The organism is Leclercia sp. Marseille-Q4284, assembly GCF_916618945.1.
Classification (GTDB): Bacteria; Pseudomonadota; Gammaproteobacteria; order Enterobacterales; family Enterobacteriaceae; genus Enterobacter; species Enterobacter tamurae.
On the sequence record NZ_CAKAKG010000004.1, the window covers coordinates 1 to 20,653 of the forward strand.

At 55.9% G+C, this 20,653-nt stretch carries 17 protein-coding genes; 6 read left to right on the forward strand and 11 right to left on the reverse strand.

Going from position 1 to position 20,653, the window contains the following annotated elements:
• From LG383_RS22490 to LG383_RS22515, 6 genes are all read left to right on the forward strand, one after another.
• Positions 1 to 1,146 (forward strand): YadA C-terminal domain-containing protein (locus tag LG383_RS22490; protein ID WP_225760214.1); only part of this gene is annotated, 1,146 nt, incomplete at its 5' end.
• Between the two features lie 323 nt (positions 1,147 to 1,469).
• Entirely contained in the window at positions 1,470 to 1,745 is a 276-nt protein-coding gene (locus LG383_RS22495; protein ID WP_225760215.1) for a hypothetical protein, read from the forward strand.
• Positions 1,738 to 2,082 carry a hypothetical protein gene (locus LG383_RS22500; RefSeq protein WP_225760216.1) on the forward strand — a complete coding sequence of 115 codons (345 nt, stop codon included), beginning with the start codon at positions 1,738 to 1,740 and terminating at the stop codon, positions 2,080 to 2,082. Before LG383_RS22495 ends, LG383_RS22500 begins: the two co-directional genes overlap by 8 nt.
• Before the next feature lie 171 nt (positions 2,083 to 2,253).
• Complete coding sequence (locus LG383_RS22505) at positions 2,254 to 2,424, forward strand: hypothetical protein (protein ID WP_225760217.1); 171 nt, start codon at positions 2,254 to 2,256, stop codon at positions 2,422 to 2,424.
• Positions 2,425 to 2,467: 43 nt separating this feature from the next.
• Positions 2,468 to 2,671: a hypothetical protein gene (locus tag LG383_RS22510; RefSeq protein WP_225760218.1), complete on the forward strand. Its 204-nt coding sequence runs from the start codon at positions 2,468 to 2,470 to the stop codon at positions 2,669 to 2,671.
• A complete protein-coding gene (locus LG383_RS22515; protein ID WP_225760219.1) occupies positions 2,668 to 2,982 on the forward strand; it encodes a HigA family addiction module antitoxin in 315 nt (104 codons plus the stop codon). The genes LG383_RS22510 and LG383_RS22515 overlap by 4 nt, the downstream gene beginning before the upstream one ends.
• Positions 2,983 to 3,746: 764 nt before the next feature.
• Here LG383_RS22515 and LG383_RS22520 read toward each other — a convergent pair.
• The 11 genes from LG383_RS22520 to LG383_RS22570 form a co-directional block, all read right to left on the reverse strand.
• A complete protein-coding gene (locus tag LG383_RS22520) occupies positions 3,747 to 7,517 on the reverse strand; it encodes a phage tail fiber protein (RefSeq protein WP_225760220.1) in 3,771 nt (1,256 codons plus the stop codon).
• A 56-nt stretch (positions 7,518 to 7,573) separates the two neighbouring features.
• Positions 7,574 to 7,876: a hypothetical protein gene (locus LG383_RS22525; protein WP_225760221.1), complete on the reverse strand. Its 303-nt coding sequence runs from the start codon at positions 7,874 to 7,876 to the stop codon at positions 7,574 to 7,576.
• Complete coding sequence (terL, locus tag LG383_RS22530) at positions 7,876 to 9,507, reverse strand: phage terminase large subunit (RefSeq protein WP_225760222.1); 1,632 nt, start codon at positions 9,505 to 9,507, stop codon at positions 7,876 to 7,878. The genes LG383_RS22525 and terL overlap by 1 nt, the downstream gene beginning before the upstream one ends.
• Before the next feature lies 1 nt (position 9,508).
• On the reverse strand, positions 9,509 to 9,838 hold the full coding sequence (locus tag LG383_RS22535; RefSeq protein ID WP_225760223.1) for a hypothetical protein: 330 nt from the start codon (positions 9,836 to 9,838) through the stop codon (positions 9,509 to 9,511).
• Positions 9,839 to 10,014: 176 nt separating this feature from the next.
• Positions 10,015 to 12,573 carry a hypothetical protein gene (locus tag LG383_RS22540; RefSeq protein ID WP_225760224.1) on the reverse strand — a complete coding sequence of 853 codons (2,559 nt, stop codon included), beginning with the start codon at positions 12,571 to 12,573 and terminating at the stop codon, positions 10,015 to 10,017.
• Positions 12,574 to 12,576: 3 nt separating this feature from the next.
• Positions 12,577 to 14,169 (reverse strand): hypothetical protein, encoded by a 1,593-nt coding sequence (locus LG383_RS22545; RefSeq protein WP_225760225.1) that lies wholly within the window; start codon positions 14,167 to 14,169, stop codon positions 12,577 to 12,579.
• Entirely contained in the window at positions 14,169 to 16,238 is a 2,070-nt protein-coding gene (locus tag LG383_RS22550; RefSeq protein WP_225760226.1) for a hypothetical protein, read from the reverse strand. The genes LG383_RS22545 and LG383_RS22550 overlap by 1 nt, the downstream gene beginning before the upstream one ends.
• Positions 16,235 to 16,807: a hypothetical protein gene (locus LG383_RS22555; protein WP_225760227.1), complete on the reverse strand. Its 573-nt coding sequence runs from the start codon at positions 16,805 to 16,807 to the stop codon at positions 16,235 to 16,237. The genes LG383_RS22550 and LG383_RS22555 overlap by 4 nt, the downstream gene beginning before the upstream one ends.
• An 8-nt stretch (positions 16,808 to 16,815) precedes the next feature.
• A complete protein-coding gene (locus LG383_RS22560; RefSeq protein ID WP_225760228.1) occupies positions 16,816 to 18,975 on the reverse strand; it encodes a hypothetical protein in 2,160 nt (719 codons plus the stop codon).
• On the reverse strand, positions 18,975 to 19,565 hold the full coding sequence (locus tag LG383_RS22565) for a hypothetical protein (protein WP_225760229.1): 591 nt from the start codon (positions 19,563 to 19,565) through the stop codon (positions 18,975 to 18,977). The genes LG383_RS22560 and LG383_RS22565 overlap by 1 nt, the downstream gene beginning before the upstream one ends.
• A 52-nt stretch (positions 19,566 to 19,617) precedes the next feature.
• A complete protein-coding gene (locus LG383_RS22570) occupies positions 19,618 to 20,652 on the reverse strand; it encodes a phage capsid protein (RefSeq protein WP_225760230.1) in 1,035 nt (344 codons plus the stop codon).
• Position 20,653 lies beyond the last annotated feature (1 nt).

The window sequence follows — 20,653 nt, forward strand, 5'->3', positions numbered from 1 at the left end:
CCACAGTCTACGCCGGTAGCACAACTGACGCCGGTAGTTCAGCAGCAGACTCCGCAGGCTGTGCCGCCTCGCCCTCAGTCTACGCCGGTAGCACAGCTGACCCCTGTAGCGCCTCAGCAAATCCCGCAGGCCGTGCCGCCGCGCCCTCAGTCTACGCCGGTAGTGCAACTGACTCCGGTAGCCCATCCGCAATTAACGCCGCTCCCTAATCTAGTGTTAGTACATAACGCACAGGAAGAATCTTATGCTGAAGCTATTAAACCAGATAGCTATGACGCGGGGCGCGGATGGCAACAAACTGATACTGATCAATCCCGCGCTGCCCATCGTTCCGCGCTTGAACAAGATAAGCAGAAGTTAGCGGATGAAAAAGTAATGGCGGATTATCACGAAAGCCTGATCCAACAAAGCAATGCGAGTAATGAGCAGATCGCAAATGTTAATCATCTTCCATATGACGCTTCAGCGGGCGAATTTGATAGCGTATTAGCGTCTGAAAAACAGCGCCAGGCGGCTGAGGACTTCGCGCAAGTGCAGGAAGGCGAAGCAAAAGCTGAAAGTATCCAGAGCGGCGAGAAAATCCAACATATGTTAACCGCTGCGCATGACGCGCCTTTGGAATCGCGCATTGCGCAAATTCAGGCGCAGTCCCGCGCCGATGAACAGACCGAAGCGGGCCACTTCAAGACCCTGCAAACGGCTGTTGATCAGAAAGTTGATACCGGCACTTTCCAGCAACGCGCCGCCGATGTAGATCAGCGCATTGCCGAACGTAAAGCCGCGCAGCAAAAAACCGACGCTGTAGTTTCTCGCCATTCTGCCGAACTGGCCGATCATGAAACGCGTATTGAAAACCTCGAGGCTAACACCTCCGCAAACTTCGGCAAGCTTAAAAGCCAGGTTGAAGAAAATCGTAAACGCGCAAGCGCCGGTATCGCAGGCGTCGCCGCAATGGCGAATATCCCGCAGGTAATCCAGGGCCAGACCTTCGCAGTTGGCGCGGGCGTTGGTAACACTGACGGCGAAAGCGCTCTTGCTATTGGGGCTTCTGCCCGCGCTACTGAAAATGTAGTGGTTAAGGCTTCCGTGTCTGACGACACACAGCAAAACTTTGTTGTCGGCGCTGGCGTGTCTTACGGCTGGTAATCCCTTTATAAATCTGAAGCCCGCAAAATAGCGGGCTTTATTGCTTGCATGATATAAAGATATCATGATATCTTTATATCTTACTTACTGAGGGCTTAACCATGAAAATCTTATTCTTATGTTGCGTAGCTTTTGCGGGGTTATTCCATTTCTTTCCATTAGAAACGTGGTCAACAATGGCGAAGGTCGTATTCCTCTGAGGCTCAGAATGAAAGTTCTAAATATTGAAGCCATTGTTCTGGTCGTATTGGCTGTAAGTATTTTTTCCGCTGGATTCGCGCTTTTGGTATCGCTGGCGGTGATGTGGTTCGAGGGGATTTAATATGCCGTATCACAAATCATTGCCGTTCAAACTGGATTTAATACTTCTGGCCCTTCAGCCGTTATTTATCTGGATGGTCTGGATCGATTGGCGGGACGGCTTAGGCGTACTATTCGTGATGTGCGCCGCCAGTGTTCTCTTCGGAATTTGGTCAACGCGCAAAACACTTGAATACATCGTTTACGTGTTTTGCGTCTGGAATATCAAACGAGTCGTGCGCAAGGCGGTCATGCGCGATATCGAACGGGCTACAAAGGGGAATTCAATAGATGTGTGAGAAATGCAGGCAGCGCGAGGCGAACGCCGATTTTAAACTTCAGCTGCGTATTACGGTGGAAACGTGCGACTACGGCGCGAAGATGATCGGGAACGCGATTAACGGCGAGATCGGGGGCGCGATCGATATTCTTCTTACGAAGAAGGGAACCGGCGTAGACGCAGCATTTAGATCCTGCGGTCTGGCGACTGTCGATGACCTGCCGCCCGGTTACGGATTGATTACAGCCGCTGCACTGCGCCATATGGCTGACGCGCTGGAAGAGATTGAAGAAAAACCGGAGCTGTACAATCAAGTGCTGATGCACCCGGACGGAATGCCGGTAACAATGAACTAAAAAGCAAGATAGAGAAGGGCGGTGCGTTTCCGGGGGGTTGCGCACCGCCCTTTTTTTATGCTTGCAATCAATCAAGCTATATTGATATCATGCTAGCAGGCAATCATGCTTTTGCCGCCGGTGTTTAATTTTTCGCCGGGGGTGATAAACTACTTGAAAGGAGGGCTTAATATGACCGTACAGACCGAAAACCTGAATGATGACAAAATGCGCGCGGAGATCGCGAAGCTAGTCGCAGAGACGGCGAAGATTAACCGGGAATTGCGCTGGTATCCGTGGGCTTCGCTGGCGCTGGCCGCCGTGGCCGTGGCTGGTTCTCTTATCGTTGCATTCATCAAATAGTCAAAGGCGGACAGCGTGCCGCCTTCTTCTTTTAGGGCTTACCATGACCAACGAATCAGAAGGGTTTACAGAGTTCAAATTCTGGCTCAAGCCAGATCAGGCTATGGCGCTGGCGCAATTCCTAAAGCGCACCGGCCATAGTGATTGTGAGAAGCTCGCCACGTCTTCAGACGAAGCGTATTTAATGATGGACGGTATCTACGTGTTAATGGCCGCCTTAGAGCATGAAGGGTTTAACCCGCGATGACTGAAGTATTCACCCCGCCGCCGCATCCGGGCGAGATCCTGGGCGAAGAGCTGTTCATGCGTGGGCTTAACCAAAGCGAAGCGGCGCGCTTGCTGGGGCTGAGGAAAGCCGTTGTTTGCCGTCTTGTGAATCAGGTCTACGGTTTATCGCCTTCAGTCGCTTACCGGCTTGAGAAGGCGGGGCTTTATACCGCGTTCTACTGGCTGAAGCTTCAAGCTGAATATGATATTTGGCGTATGTCTCTGCTTAACTTTTCCGATGTGCAGACTTTCCCCGCGCGCTATGGTTCTGACGCTGACGCGATCGGCTAGTTACAACATACATCAGCGCGATATAAATTATGGGGCTTCGGCCCCTGTTCCTCTCTTTACTTCTCCGCTGGCTTCCGTTATGTTTGAGCCTGGGCCTCTCTTCTTCTTCTCCCTTGCCCCCTCCTAACTGCGGTAAGAACCACGGCCCTTCCTCCGGTGTCGGAAGTTCCGACCCCTCCCATTCTCAAAAAAAAACCATTCTTATTGTGTGAGAATAAAAGAGTGTCGAAACTCATACGAGTTTCTAAAGTTAGGTGTCGTTTCCTCCACCGCTTCAGCCGCTAACGCGATCCCGTAACCGACCCATGACAACTTACCCGCTTCATTCCGCCTTTTCTGCTTAGGTGGCGTTTTCTCATTCCTTACCCTAGAAGCGTGATCATGTGTTAGGTGTCGGCGTTCCTCGCTGCCCTCAGTTAGCTTTCCCCTTGTAAGGCTACCCGCGCGTTTTTACTATCCAAAAACACTGACCACCGATAGAAAAACAACGACTTAGCGCGAGCTGTGCAGGTGAACCTAGATCTATTTGATTAGAGGACTTGCAAGCGATCTAATATTTCATTATCTTTAGATGCAAGAAAGCCGCCCCATTCAAGAGGTGTCTTTTAAATCCCAGCCGTCTCAAAGCTAGAATTTAAATTAGGTTCCGACCTTATAAAAGCCATCTTGCCGGATGGCTTTTGTCGTTTCTGGTCGTTAAGTTACACCAGGTTAGCCCGATCGGAAAGATCCTTTTTCACGATCCGGGCTTTACTGGTGATCTTTTATGCTTTCCCTTCCAGCTCCTTCACGCGCGCCGATAGCACTTTGATAGCTGCTAGGGCATCGAGCAAAAGCGCCGGTTGATTCAGCGAAAGCAGATCATTAACTTCTTCCCCGTCAACATGGCCGATGTAATGCGCCACATAGTTAGGATCGATCTCTTCCAGCTGCTGCGCGATAACACCACGGCGAACGGTGCCGGGGGTGTCGGTCTTATAGGCGTATTCCTTCAGCTCCATCGCTTCGATATTCGCCAGCGACTGATCACCGGTGACGTCCACGATATCGCGCTTAATACGGCGGTCACAGGCTGCGCCCGACACGATCCCGCGCGGAGTTACAATGTCGCCCTGCATCGCGCCCGCAATATTGCCGTCGCCAATAACGAAGATCCACGACGCCGACGCCGTTGTATTCCCGCTGTCGTCGCGGTCATTGGTGTATGCGCCCAGCGCGGGGGAAGCAAATCCCCCCTTACCGGAATAGTAAGCCCCGAAGCTTACGTTGCTACGATATCCAAATTGATCCGTCGAGCCGGAAACGCTAATACCCGGGAAATAGGTAGAGACTGCCGCGGGGGCATTGAGGTGTGTAATCTGGAGCGGGGAAATACGGAACGCGCCGGTCATCCCTTCAGGGTGCGGCCCATTAAACAGAATCCCGCCTTCGATACCCCCGAAACGAAGTCTCCCATCGCTACCAAAGTTGTATTCATAGCCCGTTTTAGCTGCGGCGTTTGATACAGTCAGCATCCCCGAAGCGATGTTAGACCCGCCCCAAATATTACGGGATTGCAGCGAAACGAGGGCTTTATCTATCCCGCCCACCTGATAAGTGGAAAGCAGTTTCCCGCCGTTTACAACGGTGGTTGTTCCGCTTGGCGCGGTAGCATCGTTGTTGATAACCGTAAATTCTGTATTCGCTGCGGTGAACGCGCCAGACGCGCGGATGATCCAGATCCCCGGCGTGGAGTTCGGGCGAATCTCAGTTGCCGGATCTAAGCCGTTAGCATTCTTACGGCCATAAGCCTGGCTATTGCGAGATGCGTCGATATTGACCGTATGCAAGCGATCCGGCATTGCATCCCCGGCCAAAGCCTGCGAAGGGAGTGTGTGCTCTTTATTTCCCCCGTCTGCATCACCGAAAGCGCCGTGAGGCAAATGCAAAAGGGCTGCATAGCCTAAATTTGCCGCCGTGCTGAAGTCGCCGGTAATGTTCGGAGCCGCACAAGGTAGCACTTCGCCTACGGTGCCGATCTCAGTACCAATGCGCCCGCCTGCATCACCACGAAGGAATAGCGCGGGGATAGAGTCTACTAATACGCCGTTCAGGTCTGGGACACGGAACGTTGTCTTGCCGTCGCCTTTCGAATATTTACCGCGATACTGGCCTTTAGGGATACTGCCGCCCGGCCCGTTCAGCCATTGCGCATCCGTTACGGATTGGAAAATCCCCTTATCAATCGCCGCCCACAGATCCGGGTAATCCGTACGTTTCAAAATCTGGCCGTCTGCTGGAACATGCCCGGCGATCGGAACTTTTCCCGCCCCGGAGCGCGAACCGTTGTACCATTCCACAGCGCCGATGAAGTTATTCATCACGCCATTCATGGACGCGCCGCCCGCGCCGGAGACTAAGCCCAGCTGGCGCATTGTTACGGCATCGTTAGGCGCTGCGCCATCGGCGGCCAGTGGAAGCGGGAAGCCATCCATTAAGCCCTGAAGCAATGCCGCCTTGCTGGTATAGCTCGCGCCGGTGCCGCCATCTTCCAGGGGGATGACGTTTGCGGTTGTGAAGATCTGCCGCGCCTTACAGATACGCGCACCTTTTGCCCCAGCGATACGGAGCGAGTATTTCACAAAACCAGAATCGTTAATGTTGTTCGTCGTCAGCTCGATCTGTAGCGTGGTTCCTGCCGCGCCCAAAACGTGCATATGACAAATCGACGTGCCCGGCATATTCGGAAGCCCCGCCGGTGCATTCGTCCAGACGTTGCTATTTACAAGAATGTGCTCGCCGACAACAAAGTTATATTGCTGCCAATCGAATGAGGTCTTTGTAGCCTGCGCTGCAACGCCGATCCCGTAGCTGTTAACGCGCGCCTGCCCTGCTTCATACCATGCCGACCAGGGGCCGTTAGTGCCGTTCCATGCTGCTGTCAGGTGCATGGTAAAAACGCGGCCGTCTGCGGAGGTATATACCATCGTGCCGTTGTAGCCGCCGCCGTTGATGATTTCTAAAATCCCTGGCTGCGCCGTCGGGTAGCCGTTTGCCGTGGTCGCTTGGCCGGAGGTGGATTGGAACCAAATCCCGCTATTAGCAACATTAGGTTCGAAGGTCTTAATGTTTTTATTGGCGGGGATCTGGCCGTGATTTACCCACGTTCCCGCGCCCTTAAGCGCCTCGATATAGCCATCGATCACTACCTTGTCGGCGGCAACGGCTGTTTCGCTGGCCTTCGCTGCCGTGGCGCTCTTACCGGCGTTTGTTTCGCTGGCTTTCGCTGCGTTCTGGCTTACAAGAGCTGCTGCCGCGCTGGCTGCTGCGTTTGTCTCGCTCGCCCCCGCGTGGGTTTCGCTGGTTTTCGCTGCCGTTGCGCTGCCTGCTGCTGCCGTCTTGCTGGTCGCTGCGTTCGTCTCGCTGGTTTTTGCTGCCGTCTGACTTGCTGAGGCCGCTTTCGCTGCATCACTGGCTGTCGTGGCATTAGTAGCAACGCTGCTTTCACTGGCTTTAGCGTTGCGCTCGCTAGCCGCTGCATTTGTGGCACTCTGGCGCGCTGCTGCTGCGCTACCCGCTGCGGCGCTTTCGCTGGCCGCTGCGTTCGTCTCGCTTTGACCCAATGCGGCAAGGCTGGCCGCTGCGGCTGTGGCGCTCTTACCGGCGTTTGTTTCGCTAGTCTTTGCATTCGTGGCGCTAGTTGCCGCTGCTTTCTGGCTGGCCGCTGCGTTCGTCTCGCTCGTTTTCGCTGCGTTCTGGCTCGCCAATGCTGCCGCCGCGCTGCCCGCTGCGGCCGTCTCGCTCGTCTTCGCGTTCCCGGCGTTGGTGGCAACGCTGGTTTCGCTGCCCTTCGCCGCTGCTGCGCTAATACCGGCGTTTGTTTCGCTGGTCTTCGCTGCTGTCTGACTCGCAAGCGCTGCCGCCGCGCTTTTACTGGCGTTTGTTTCACTGGTTTTGGCCGCCGTCTGACTCGCTGCGGCCGCATTTTTGCTGGCTAATGCTGCGGCTGCACTGGCCGCTGCGTTCGTCTCGCTAGTCTTCGCCGCCTGCTGGCTATGCGTCGCGCCGAGGGCTGCGGCCTGCGTATCTCCATTGAGCGTTTTAACCTGCCCGACGGTTGCGGCGTCGTTAGCCGCCACGCCCGGAGACAAGCCCGCGATCACCATGTTGCGCGCGTCCCACTCATTCGAGCCGACGGGCTTGTTCATCGTGGTGTCGCTGCTCGCGCGCTGCTCCTGAAGGGCCAGCCATAGGCGATCAAAATCATCGTCGAGATCATCGGCGCGAAGGTCGCCGTTTTCCTGATAGTCGGTGTCACGGCTGAAAGGGGTATTGCGGCGGAGCTGCACGGTGATTCCTGCTGCCGGTGCCGTCGTAAAGGTAACGTTGCCGCCCTTGTCGCCGCTCAGCGTTACGGTATAACCGCCGGGCTGTTTTACGCCGTCAAAGTTTACAGTTAAATCTGCCGTGCTAACGGTGCGGAAGTCGAAAGGAAATACTTTCGTCGTGCCGTCTGCGTCATATTCTTTAATAGGAAGCTGGTCATGAACCGCCATTTTATTTCCTCAAATAAAAAAGCCGCCCGGAGGCGGCTTATTAGCAGGTATTTTTATTACAGGGTGTAACGCAGGTAATAAGTATGTTTATTCAATAGCTTCGCTAATTCTGTATTTTTGCTTACTGCGACCGCTTCCGCGCCTGGCAATGCGGCGCGGGCTACTTTGTTATCTTTTGCTGTTTCGCTGGCCGCGACTGCCGCCTCTAATACGTTGGCGTCTAAATAGGCCATTGCGTTAAAAACATTTGAACGGTGATGTGGGTCTTGCGAGCGGCGAAAAACTAATACCCCCGCGCCGGTATCCTGCCAAATTTCAAACCAGGCCCAATCTTCTTTAGTTGGATCTAATGCCGCCATTACATTTCCTCACATGCTAATTTAACTTCGTGGACGCCATCAGATACGCGCCAATTTTCACGCTTATAAGCTTTCGCCAGCGCGACACGTTGACCGATTCTTACCGGCTGTTGGAGAATTGCGCCCGCGCCGGAATCAATATAGTCATCCGGTGCATTCGTAATTTCAGGGTTAAATTCCCGCATCTGTGTGTAAGCGGGGCCGTCTAATACGCGCGAATGCGCCCAAAGGAAAGAAGAAGATAGCGGCGCGTCGAAAGCGTCGAGAATACGCTTCTGTTTATTCGTAACGCTGTATTCTTCAGTTACGCCGCATCCCATGCCCTTTAATGCCGTGCGTAATAACTTCGCCGCAAAAGAGCCGGGGCCGTTAACTTCTACGACAATTTTCGGGATCTGGTAGCGTTCGACTAATTCCTTAATCTGCGTTACCTGGCCGCCGTTAATTTTGGTGTCATCGGCGAAGGTCGCCAGATCGCCGGTTAAGCCTTCGCACAGGTGCCAATATAAATGGCCTTTCTCGTCGGTTAATACGAGAGAGAAAGCGGAGGCGTCGCCCTTAACTTTACCGGTCGCCACATCCCAATAGCCGACCATGCCGGAAATACGCACATTTCCTAAAAGCATTTCGACGGTTTTATTTGCAACGCGAATTTCAGGTTCAACGTTATATTCGCGCAAGCGGTCGGGATCTAATCTCAGATCAGTTACCGGCTTGCTGTGAAGCATATACTGCGAATCCCAGGCGTTTATTGTACGCGTGGACGCGCGGCGCTTTGCCAGCTCTGCACGGTCGAAACGTTCCGGCCATGCGCTGCCTGCGTAGCAGTCGATAAGCATCCCCGGCGGCGCTGCAAACTTAATGCCGGTGCGAGTCAGCTCATAATCGACGCCCTCAACCAACAATTTACCGGCGTTATAGATACCGCTGAAAACGAATTCAGGCACAAATGGAACATCGTATTCGAGCTTGTCGGCGTCTTTCGCTTCAATTCGGAATTCATCTTTGAACAGGCGAATCGTCAGGCAGTTAGCGCCGCGCTTTTCGATCTCTTCGTAAATGGTTTCGAATGTGTGCGGCGTGCCGATATAAATCGTTTGGCCGCCGGGTACTAAAATATGCGTGATCTCTTCGAGCCGGTAGCGAAGCTTTTCGCGGGCTTCCGGCGTCTGGATATTTCGCGGAACTTCGACGTCATCGACTACCGCCAATCGCGCGCGGGAGCCGGTGACGTTCGACATAATGCCTTTACAGTACATCGAGGCATTTCGCGGATCAGTCGCGATGGACGTCCACCATTGTTCAACGGTGCCTTTTCCGTCCGGCATCATACCGGCGGTTAAAGGGTGGTTGCGTAGAATAGATTGAACATCGCGCGATGATTTATACGCGGTGCCGTCGGCTTCTGACTGCAATAGAATCATTTCGTCGGCTTCTTTATAAAGACGCCAGGCGCAAAACAAATCGATTATTGTCGATTTACCAAAGCCGCGAAAACACCGAAAAAGATTTAATTCCCCGCACGCCTCAAGCCATAAAACAGCCTGCCAGTGAATATCCGGCACTTTCCATTTCATGCGCTTAGCCCACAGCATAAAGAAGGCGGGGAAGGTTGCCTTCGGTTGCGCCATATTAGTTTAAGCTCTGGAGGTGTTTAAAATGTTCGGCGGCTTGTTCGTTCAGCTGCGTGATCAGCTCGTTTTCGCTTACCGGCTGCGCCTTGCCTTTCGGCGTGGTGGTTAAATCTTTGCGGCGTTCCTGCACGGCTTTTAATACTGAATAGGTGCCTTTTGCGTTGTTCTTATCGAGTAAGCGAAGGTTCTTTTGCTTCTCGCCGATTTCGTGCAACGTCTGGCGGCGGCCTACCCAATTATCAGGGTCACACTCTTTGATAAACTCTTTAAGAAGTTTAGTTTCCAGCTGCGTGAGCTTACGGATAATTTCGGTTGTTGAGTCAGACATATTTATTTACCCCACTTCTTGCCGTCGCCTTTATAGCCGTTTGCATATGCTGCGGCCGCCTGCTTTTCTGCCTGTGCGCGAGTTGGATATACCTTCCCGTGACCGCCCCAGCGATATCCGCCTTTTACCTTGTGTACCGGCATGAATTACTCCCATAAAAAACCCGCCGGAGCGGGTTAATCTTTGTATTCGCCGAAGCCCGGCGCGTTGAGCTGGCCGCCTGGCGTCCAGTAATATTGGCTTCCGTATTTACCGGCTAAGTTTTCCATCTTCTTCTGATACCCCGGCATTACGAATTCATTCGCGTCATTCATAAACAAATGATCAACGGCTGCTTTCGTGTACCAAAGATTCATCATCGGAATATGGTTGCGGCCAAAACGGAGGGCTTTATATTTCGCCTTCTGCGCTGCGCTCTGCTCGCCGGAAGTCAGCGCCTTATAAGTCGCGCTGCCGATATCAAACACGTCGCCGATCTCCGAGCCGGTAGGGCCGAGGAGCCGCCACGCGTTCGAGGTGCCGCCGGATTGCGTGATCTGGCCCAGCCCGCCGGTGATCATATCGCCCGCGAAGCCTGCGCCGCCGCCGGTGCTAAAGGCCGCTAACCAGCTGCGCGCGTCGGTAGGGTCGGGGATATTCTTACCGTCCGTGAGGTTGATAAGGCTATTCCCCACATACCCGGCCATTGTCGCGCCGCCCATATACGAACCGGTTACGGCCAGCTTGCCGCCTAACGTGGCCTGTCGCTTCCAGCGGCGTACCATGTTGGCGGTGATCACTGACACGACGCCACGGAACAACATCAAAGAGTTAATGACCGCTTGCGCCGAAGTTCCCGGCTTCGCGCCGAAAGCGCCCGCTGTACGCGCTAAGAGGTCTTTTTCGTTGGTAATCTTGTTGCCGCCTTCCCAGATAAACGCGTTCACTAGCCGCGTCATATCGTTATGCTCTGCGGCGCTCAAGTGGGGAAGGGCGCTGGCGATCTGCGACACGTCCGGGAGCGCCGAGCCTGCGACTTTCGTCGTTGGAACCTGGCGCACTAAATCCCATTTATCCGCCGTAATGCCGACTTCAGATAGAAGCTGTTGTGTGCCTTGCTTCAGCTTGCCCCATTCTTTACCGGCGTTCTCTGCCAGGTGCCAGCCGTGGATAAGTTGCCCGGAGCGGGCCGCGCTGTTCGTCCATTGCTGAAGGCCCGTTAAATGCATAGTGGCATTCGCGAAGCGATCCATGCCGCGCGTCGCGGCCCAGCCAATGCCCTGAACGCGGCGGCCGGTAGCCATAAGCGATTGTTCGATGATCCCCGCGCCGATCCCCATCTTGCGAAGTGTTTCGCGCGTTGCCCCGTCGGTGCTGGCCTTCAGCATCTGCGGAATGCGGGAAGCATGGCCGAGTTCCATCGAGTAGTTAATGATTGTGTTTAAGTCCTGCGGTACTGCGCGCACGGCCGTGCGGGTTAACTTCGTTGCGGTATGCATCGAGGTGAACCAACGCGCCGCATCCACGACGGCAGACCGAAAATCATCTTCGTGGCCTAACAGGGCTTCGGTCAGCTGTTCCGGGTTAACACCGGCGATTGTGCGTTTCCCGCGTGTCTTATCCGCGCCGATTGTATCCGCGTGGGTATCATCGAGCGCGTGCGCGACGTCGATCAGTTTCGCGATATTCTGCTTTGCGTCCGGGCCGAAGCGTTCCACGACGGCCAGATCTTCAGCTGTGCGCTGAAGGTGCTGAAGGAGAAGGCCCGCCGGTTTAAGCTCGCTGTATTTCGCGTGATAGGCTTCGTGCGCTGCGGCGTCTTTAAAGTGAATCTGACGGCTGAAGCTGGCCGCGCGCTGCATTACCGAGCGTTTGCCTAACGGCCCTTCGAGTTGTGCGGCGGCTTCGTTATATTCCTTTTTGGCGCGGCCGTCGGTGGTGATGGTTTCCCACATATCACCGAGAATGCTTTTAATCTCTGCGTCACCGAGCTGATTACCATCGGCATCGATAAAGGTCGCTGTATCGATATGACCAAAGGTGTCATTCGTCCAGGCTTCTTTACCGGCTTGCGTGATCAGGCGCGCGTTGTGATCCTGCGGAACATAATTATCGAGCTGGTCGATATTGGCCCCGTATTGGTTCAGCCGCTTGCGCAGATCCGCCATGATTTCGGCGACGCCGGTCGCCAGCTGCTTAGCGGTGGCATCGTTCGAATTTTCCCCGCGCATTTCACGAAAGACGCGAAGAAGCACGCCATCGGCTGCCGGGTCATCGAGCATCGGCAAGGCGCGGAATTTGTTAGCCGTTGCCCCCCAAAGGTCTGATAATCGCGCGTGTACGCCCGCCACAGCGCCGCCTTTCTGTCGGGCGGTCTGTTCCATCATCCGCATGATTGCGTTGATGTGAGGGTGCTTAGCTTTCGCTGAGAGCGTGCCGCCTTCTTTCGTTGACGTCGCGGCCATCGTAACCATTTCGTCGCGGGCCTCGATACGCTTCTTCGTCTGCCACATCTTACCGATCGCTGCGGCATCGGCCGCACGTTCACCGGCGCTGGCCGCCTCGATACCGGCGGCAAGCGTGCGCTCTTCCGATGTCATGCCCCTGAAGGCGTTCGGGTCACGCGTGTAGACGTCGCGCGCGGCTTGATTCATGCGGCGATCGATCGCGTCAATCTCCGCTTGCGTCAGCTTCACCGGCGCGCCGCGTACCTGCGCAAGATGGTCTTCGACTTTCTTAATACAATCTGGTTTCATCGCTTACCCGATAGCGCATAGCGCCGCTACGTTATACTTAGCCGATTCTGCGTGTGCGGCCTGATGTGCGGCCATCGCTTCATCTAATTCAGCGTGCAAATCCGTGTCGCCGGTGGCGTCGGCCAGCTGCCTTAATTCCGCGTGCATGTTTACCAGCTCTTGCTGTTCCGGGGAGAGCTTCGGAGCCGGTGCCGCTTTCGCTTCGCCGGTGGCCGCTTCCTGCACCGGGTTGCGGTAGTTGGTTAACATTTCCTTCGCTTCGGCCGCTACGTCGCGTTTTGGCGCTTCGCCTTTATCGGCCATCGCTGCCGGTGTCGTGTCTGCCGGTGGCGTTTTAAACTCTTCAGCCTTCGCAGTGATCGCCGCCATATCTTCGGCATGGGCCGTTAAATGCGGTTCGGCCAGCTGCTGCGCCGGTGTTTTCGCTTCCGGGTTCTCAAGGCGGGCCAAATCTTCACGGTGCTGATCGGCGATACGCTCGCTTGATTGCTTGATAGCTTGCAATCTTGGAAGCTCTTGTTCCCAATATTCCGCCACATCGTCGTGACCTTTGGCGCGGGCCTTCTCGATAGACTTCTGCGCCTGGCTGATCTGCTTATCGTAATTAGCGATAACCTTTTCATGCTCAGCGATATAACCCTTCGTCTCCTTAATATCGGCTTCAGTCTTCGCCAGAAAATGCGCATCGAAGAGTTCAGGGATATCAGCGACGTCCACCGGATTACCGGCGGTGATATCGTTAACCGCTTTTGCCGTGGCGTCAGCTGTCGCGCCTGCGGCTTCCGGCGTTGTCGGAATGCCTGGCGCGGTTTCGTGCTGAAGGCTGTCGGCCTGCTGCCACCATCGCGCCGAGAGCTGCGCCGGTTCGTCAACATGCGCGCGCGTAGTCACGCCCAGGAGAGAGCCGCCGATCACATCAGAGGCGAAGCGCATCGCATCCCAATGACGCATTTGTTCGGCCTGCTTCGTGTAGCCGTGCGCTTCCAGGATCGCGCCGCGTGTCTCGCCGCCGAGATAGTCGATACCGGTCATAGTGGCCGCGCCGGTGGCCGCCTTCGCGCCGATACGCAAAACAGGGGAGGAAATAGAGCCGAGCGCCTTCGCGAAGGGAACGCGGGTGATTGCGAATGTTCCGGCGATCTCCGCGCCTTTCTCGTTGGCAAGCGTGCGCGCTGTTGCCCCGTCAACGCCCTGTTCGCGAAGGTCGCCGTAAGTGATCAGGCGTTCGCGCGCGCCAGCTGCGGCCGCGCCTGCGCCGAGCGATAGCACCGTTAACGGGATATCTACGGCCAGCGGGGCCAGAATCTGCGCCGCCGTGCCGGTGGTTAACGGGTCGATCTTCTCCATCTTCGGCATGTTCAGATCAGGCGCGCGTTCGGTCAGCTTGTCATACGCCTGCCCGGTGGTCGCACGCTCTACGGCTTCCTTGCCGGTGGCCCATACAGCGGCGGCCGTGTTACTGGCCGTTGTCGCTACAGCTGCGCCGAAGCCCGCCATAGCCCCGACTTTCGGAGGCGCTACAGCCTGCGCGCCTGGCATAGATAGAACTTCATCTTCCGACGTGTCGGAGTACAAAAGCGGGTTAATCGTTGGCATTAATTCACCTGAATGCGTACCGGTTGGCCGGTTTTCGGGTCGAAGTATGTAGCGCCTGAAGGCGTGGTTAACATGTACGTTTTAGCGCCGACGGCCTGCAAACGCGCCTGGCCGCTTTCGATCAGCGCCATCTGATTAGCGCCGTCTGGCTGCTGCATCACGTTGTTGTAGAGTGTTTCGCGGAACTTGTTAGCGTCGGTGCCAGCTGGAACCACGACTTTAGAATCACCGTACTGAATGACGTCGCCGACCACAGCCTTAATGGACTCCTGATAATCGTCGCTATCGAGTTCGTTCGGCGGAAGCCCGCGCTGCATACGGCTTGCGACGTAGTGCGCATTGACGGCGTTCGATACCGTAGCGCGCTGCATCGGTGGAAGAGCGCCGGAAAGCTGGCTATCGATTTCAGCCTGAATCTTTTTATTATCCGGGGCTTTAACCGTCGTTTTCTCTGCGGTTAGCAGTTGCTGGCCCTGCGCGATAATCGCGCCGGTGCGGTCGTGCGGGTTCACAGCCGAATGATACGCGGCGGCGGTAATTACATCGGAACCGCTAATTTCTTTCACAAGATCAATACCGTGGCGGCCGCCCGCGTTGGCCATCTTCTTGTAAAATTCCATCTGCGCCCCCGGTGGAAGCTTGTCGGCGTAGGCTTTAAAGTCGGTGCGTTCCTGCGCGGTTAACAGCACCTTCGGCGCTTCGCTGGTCTGCGCGCGGGCCTGATCTGTAATTTTCGCGCGCTGATAAATCACTTCGGCGAAGTTCTGGTTCGCTTGCTTCACCGCTGCCGGGTCTTTCGCGTTCTCGATATCCTGCATCGGTAGCGCGGGGATCTCCACCCCGGCGGCCGAGGTCACGGCGGCGATAGGATCAGTAACAAGCTCTTTCTTCTGCGCTTCGTGGCTGTTTTGCAGGGCTTTAAATACCGCCATATCCTGCGGGTTTCCGCGCATCTTTGGCGCGGCTGCGGATAGCTGCTGCTCTTGCTGCGTCAGGGGGAGCTTTCGGAATTCCTGCACCGCCTTTGCTTGTTGCATCAGCGTGGTAGCATTGCGGGCATAACTGGTGCCTGCTGTCTCGCGCGCGTAACGTTCGATAAAGGCGTTATCTGGTACACCGCCGTTATTGATAAACTCACGCGCCGAGGCGTCGAAGGCCATTCCGTGATTTTCGGCGGCCTGCTGCTTCGCTATCGCCGCCTGTTGCTGCGCGGCTGCGCGTGCTTCTGCTGCGGCTGCCTGCGCTTCGAGCGTCGATTTGCGGCTATCAATCTGGCCGGTGATCGCAAGCGCCTGATCCGCGTCTAACTTGCCGTGGAACTTGCCACCTTCCTGAAACTCTTTTTCAAGCGCCTGAAGCCCGCTGTAACTATCGCGGGCATCGAGTACCATCTTCTTAGCACCGGCGGCATAAAGCCCGCTCTTCGCCTGGCTGATCACCTTCCCGTATTCCGCGCCGTAAGCCTCGCGGGCCTGCGTCTGGAAGAGAGGAGAATCATAAAGCGAGGCGGCTTTGTCCAGGTCTTGCCCGGAGTTCAGCGCCAGGCGCTCATTGTTCGCGATCATTTCGTCAGTAGTCGCGCGGGTTTCGACTTTATGCGCGGCGCGGTATAGGTGCGTCGTGTTCTGGCTTACCGACATATCGACGCCCTGAAGCCCTTTAGAGAGCTGCATTCGGCCGCCTTCGTCTAAGCCGTCGATATCCTCGTAAGCGAATTTGCCCATCGACTCGCTGACATACTTTTGCAGATCTGCGGATTTCAGCTGGCCGCTATCAACGCGATCTTGTGCTTCCTGCAAAACGCCCTGCGCGTAAAGCTGTTTCTGCTGAATGACGAGCGCGGATTTCTGCTGCGCCAGCTGGCGCTGTTCCGCCTGCATTTGCGCGCCTACCTGCTGCATCTGGCCGCCGAGCCGATCCCACGCCTGGTTAGCCATGCCCTGAAGGCGTTCGCTATTCCGGGCCGCATTAACCTTTGCTTCGGCCAGCTCTGAGACGTCGCCCCGGTTGATCTGCGTGCTGACTACTTCGCGTTGTGCGTTGCCAAAATTGCCGGTGTCGATTTTCATTTGAACCATCCAGAAACTTGATTACCGACGCTTAACAGCGTACTTCCCCAGTTCGCAGCGTTCATCGAGTTAGCGGCCGCTGCGGCTGACGCCGTACCGGATTTCTTCGCCAGCAATCCCGCCTGCTCCTTCATGTTGCCTTGCCGACGGTTGGCCGCTGCCTGCGCCTGAATCTGCGCGATCTGGTCGTTCGCGTTCATGATATTGGTAAAGACGTCTTCCGCTGCGGTGCCGACAATGTGCGCCGGTACGATACCGGCGGAGCCTTCGCCCGCTACCACGCCGGAACCGGCGTACTGTTGAATTGCCGTGCTGGCCGATTCGCGGCCCGCGCGTTCAATCTGATAGCTGCGAAGAGAGGCGGCGACTTTCTGGCGTTGCGCCATTTCTTCGAGGTCGCTGGCCTGCTGATAAAGCTCCTGTTTCTGCGCTAACGACGCTTCATAGGTGCCTTCCGCTTCCTGCTTGCCCGCTTTTGCGACTGCCTTCGCCTGGTCTTTCTGGCTTTTGTGTTGGAGTAGCGCGCCCCCGATCGAGAGCGCCCCGGATACAATCGATCCCCAGCCCATAGATACCCTTAGTTAACGTTGATTGTGCGGATGACCGCTAACATGTGGAACGGTAGCGGCTGGCGTTGTTCGATCGTGATTTCCTGGTTATCCCAGCCGATTAGCTGCCACTCCATATCCCCGGTGAAGAGCGGGGCTGGTTGGTTCAGGATGTACTTACCGAAGTTACGGAACGGTACGGCGTCGCCGTTGATCGTCATCCCCACGGTATCGAGCAAACGAATACGCACTTTTGAGGTGGAGTTATGCGCGCCCTGCGGCGTGCCTGCTGGCGTCTGAAACTCTGGCTTCAGGGTGACAATCTTCGAGAAGAAAGGCAGACCGATATTGACCAGGAACGCCGGGCGGGAAAGCGTGATCTTGCCGCCGGTGACTTTCTGCGGCGGCATCGGTACGCCGTCGGCTACGATGTGAACCGTTTCACCTTCGAGGTGATCGAGCGCCGTCCATTCCTTCAGGCCGTTAGCGACTGCTGTCGCGTTCGCCGGGTCTGGCGCGCCGATAAGGGCGCTATCGACGTTCAAGCCTTCGCGGAAGCGTTCGATATAAAGCTTCATCTTCCCGCCGACGTTGCGCCGCACAGCTGCGTAACAGTCATCGACGCCGGAGAGCGTGGGGATACTTGCCACATTCATGAAGTGGTCGTGTCGCTCGTTATCTACCGGAACCGTCTTCGTTTTGTCGTTCGGATCGGGGCGCGTTGTCTGCCAGGTAAATACGCCGGTGCGGCTGCGCGTCCAGCCTGTTACTTCGTTCTCTTTGTTATATGTCAGGGTGATTAACTCGCCCCCGCCAGTAACAAGGCGAACGAATGATTCGGGTTCCTGCTGGTAGGCTGAATCAATAACAAGATCTTCTGTCATGTGTTCGGCCAGTACCGACAAATCCGAAACGCTATACGCGGTTTGGCTGTCCGGGTCATAGCTCATAGAGAGAATCTTCCGGCCCGCGCGCTGGATGTAGACCAGTTCTGTACCGACGCGCATCGGGCGCACGTATGACGCGCCGTAGTTCGACGGCACGCGCACGCTAATGCTGGTCGGGCTGATCGTGTTGTTCGTGCCGGAAATAATGAATTCGCTGGAGTGGGTAAGGGCGACAAGGCTGTTAAGCGAAAACAGGTGAGTAATCGGGTTCACCTGGTCGCTGTCCAGCGTAAACGAATACGCCGCATCATCGACGTAACCCAATTCGAAATTCAGGTATTGCCGGATCGCCGATCCCCAAATCGTTTGGGGATAGAGCTTCGAACCGGCAAAGATAAGACGCTGTTGATGGAAAGCAACGCATCCTGGCCAGCCTTTCGCGTCCGACCATACGCCTTCCTCAAGCGTCCAGCTGTTCGGGCTGGCGACAAGATTCGAGCTGCCCGCGTCACCGTACATCAGGGAAGTAATTTCCCCGGTAGCGTTGGCCGCATCAGCTACAGTCTTGATCTTCACGACGCCGCCATTTACCCGGATATACTTTCCGACGTCAGCCGCCGTGAAGGCTGCGCCGTTCGTGGGCGCGGTCGTGGCAATATCCGATTGCTGAAGCTTCAGATCGATGATCGAGCCGACCAACAATTTACCGTTCGCCTGCGCTGAAGGTGCAAGCCAGCAATCCGGGGAGAGCCGCGCGGGGTCTTCGCCGAAGGGCATCGTATTTGCCGCGTCGCTCCAGTTGATTGTTTCGAACGTCCAATTTAATTGGCCGTGGCGCACAAGCCGCATCGGTGCGTGTTTGATGTGCGCGAAGTACATCGTATCCGCGCCCTGTGCGTAGCTCAGATCCTGAAGCAAATCGGCGGTTAGTGTTTTGATATCGTTGCCGGGTACTTCATACGGGGCGCTGTTCGGGTTGTTCGGGTCGCTTAGAAGAATGCGGCCGTTTTGATAGAAACGAATATAGCCGTCGCCCAGCTCCAAAACATATGACTCTTCCCGGGAGAATACCCACGGAATGAGCCTGATCGGTTTCGGGTTGCCGTCTGCGCCGTTGCCGACGTCCTTCGCCGGGTAGACGAATTGCAGGCCATCACGGCGGCGCAAGCCGCCCTGAATCACTACGTTAACGTTTTCCGCTGTCTTGCAGGCGTTCCCGTAGCGTTGGATATCCACGCGGCCGAGCAAGCGCGGGGAGACTTCCCCGGCGGTAAAGTTCGTTTGAATAATGTGTGTGCGCATTAATAACGAGCCTCGATAAACGCGTTCCCTTCCAGCTGCTGCGCGGGGATTTCCATGCCGTTGACTTGCTTCGCCAGGCGTAGAGCGATCGCCCATTCCTGCGCGGCGTTCGCCACGGCTGCGGCGTCGCGGGTGATCGCATAGGCGAGCGTTTTCTTCATCGCGAGGATCATCGCGCGCACAAAGGCGCTATCCCATTCGTTCGGCTGGTCGTTGCGGTACACGTAGCGAAGATTGAGGCTTGAGACGTTGCACAGGATTTTCCCGGATTCGAGCGCATAGCCCGGCGGGAATCCTACGCCGTCGAGCTGGCGCAAGCCGTTTACTTCAATTAAGCGAAGGTAATCGGCGGGAAGCTGGAAAGCGTGCGTATAGCCGAAGTCTGGCGGCGTGGTTAAGGGGGAGAGCTTTACGCGAGCTTTCGCGAAGTTCCACGGGTGCTGGCGCAACATATCATCACGCACGCCCTGGTAAAGGTTCGCGCACAGGCGCGCGCCTTCGGTGTCCTCGTCGAAGCTGTTGATCGGGCGACTTCCCAATTCGAGTAAAGCCGTCGAGCAAATCAATACGTCTGAGATGGTTACATTCATTGGGGAGTAGTCCGGGAGGATGAAAAAAGCCGCCCCGAAGGGCGGCTATCAATTACTGACCACGGAAGCAAAGCGCGGCGACTTTCTTCTCATTCGCACGGCCAGCGCCGAAGCTCATGTTCGCGGAGAGCTGCTTGATATTGCGCAGGTCTGCACGGGTCTGTACGTCGGTCTGGTAGTTTTCACCGGTGCCGAAGTGAAGTGCGGATTTGGTGAATACAGCCGCTTTAAAGCCGCCATCAGAAGGCAGGGTTGCGGAGTCTGCGCCTTTGTTATCGACGTAACCCAGGCCCTGATAGTTAACCCAATTCAGGCCCAGCCATTTACCGGCCACGTTGCCAGACTGAAGCATCTGCACGGCCATGTAATCGGCACTGGTCAGGGTGGTATCCGCCAGGATGGTTTGCAGCATCGCGTCGTTGTAGGTGACATAAATTTCTTCATCATCTGCAAAGTTACGCATAAACAGCGCGCGCAGTTTGATCAGCGTCGCTTTGTCCAGGATACCCAGCGCGCCCGCCGCATTAGCGGTGCCCGGGATGATCTGGCCGCTAGCTAAGATAGTCTGGCCGAGCACGCCACCGGCGCTGTCTTTGCCGAAGCTCTGCATGGTGTATCCGCCCACGCCGGAAGCGATAGAGGAGCCTTTACCGTCTGGCTGGATTTCGGTTTCATTACGGCGCTGGATATCAGCGAAGAGCTGGCGATAGATCAGCTTGTCTTTCGCACGGTTCGCGGCTGCAACCATCAGCTGCATGTATGCGGAATCCGGGGAAGCGGAGAGCTTCGGCAGGTCGCGCGGTTCGATCGGTACGAATAAATCGTAATCTTCCATGATCGCCAGGCGAGTACCGGCTTCAGGTACTTCGAAGTTAGTCGCGCTGAAACGGTCGGCGAATTTACGCTGACTCATTTCGACGCTGCCCATATCGTTGATAGTGAAGGACGCGCCCTGGATCTGGCCGCGTGAAGTCACCAGGCTTTCCAGTACGGATTGCTTCTGCTGGCACGCGATTTCAAAGGTGTCGTGGAACTGCTGTTTAAACGCGGCGGTAATCTGAGTGCCGGTATTTGCTAATGTACCCATT

Excerpts from the sequence above, each read along its gene's own strand:
- LG383_RS22495 (WP_225760215.1), top strand. The coding sequence starts at position 1,470 with ATGCCGTATCACAAATCATTGCCGTTCAAACTGGATTTAATACTTCTG.
- LG383_RS22500 (WP_225760216.1), top strand. The coding sequence starts at position 1,738 with ATGTGTGAGAAATGCAGGCAGCGCGAGGCGAACGCCGATTTTAAACTT.
- LG383_RS22505 (WP_225760217.1), top strand. The coding sequence starts at position 2,254 with ATGACCGTACAGACCGAAAACCTGAATGATGACAAAATGCGCGCGGAG.
- LG383_RS22510 (WP_225760218.1), top strand. The coding sequence starts at position 2,468 with ATGACCAACGAATCAGAAGGGTTTACAGAGTTCAAATTCTGGCTCAAG.
- LG383_RS22515 (WP_225760219.1), top strand. The coding sequence starts at position 2,668 with ATGACTGAAGTATTCACCCCGCCGCCGCATCCGGGCGAGATCCTGGGC.
- LG383_RS22520 (WP_225760220.1), bottom strand. The coding sequence starts at position 7,517 with ATGGCGGTTCATGACCAGCTTCCTATTAAAGAATATGACGCAGACGGC.
- LG383_RS22525 (WP_225760221.1), bottom strand. The coding sequence starts at position 7,876 with ATGGCGGCATTAGATCCAACTAAAGAAGATTGGGCCTGGTTTGAAATT.
- terL (WP_225760222.1), bottom strand. The coding sequence starts at position 9,507 with ATGGCGCAACCGAAGGCAACCTTCCCCGCCTTCTTTATGCTGTGGGCT.
- LG383_RS22535 (WP_225760223.1), bottom strand. The coding sequence starts at position 9,838 with ATGTCTGACTCAACAACCGAAATTATCCGTAAGCTCACGCAGCTGGAA.
- LG383_RS22540 (WP_225760224.1), bottom strand. The coding sequence starts at position 12,573 with ATGAAACCAGATTGTATTAAGAAAGTCGAAGACCATCTTGCGCAGGTA.
- LG383_RS22545 (WP_225760225.1), bottom strand. The coding sequence starts at position 14,169 with ATGCCAACGATTAACCCGCTTTTGTACTCCGACACGTCGGAAGATGAA.
- LG383_RS22550 (WP_225760226.1), bottom strand. The coding sequence starts at position 16,238 with ATGAAAATCGACACCGGCAATTTTGGCAACGCACAACGCGAAGTAGTC.
- LG383_RS22555 (WP_225760227.1), bottom strand. The coding sequence starts at position 16,807 with ATGGGCTGGGGATCGATTGTATCCGGGGCGCTCTCGATCGGGGGCGCG.
- LG383_RS22560 (WP_225760228.1), bottom strand. The coding sequence starts at position 18,975 with ATGCGCACACACATTATTCAAACGAACTTTACCGCCGGGGAAGTCTCC.
- LG383_RS22565 (WP_225760229.1), bottom strand. The coding sequence starts at position 19,565 with ATGAATGTAACCATCTCAGACGTATTGATTTGCTCGACGGCTTTACTC.
- LG383_RS22570 (WP_225760230.1), bottom strand. The coding sequence starts at position 20,652 with ATGGGTACATTAGCAAATACCGGCACTCAGATTACCGCCGCGTTTAAA.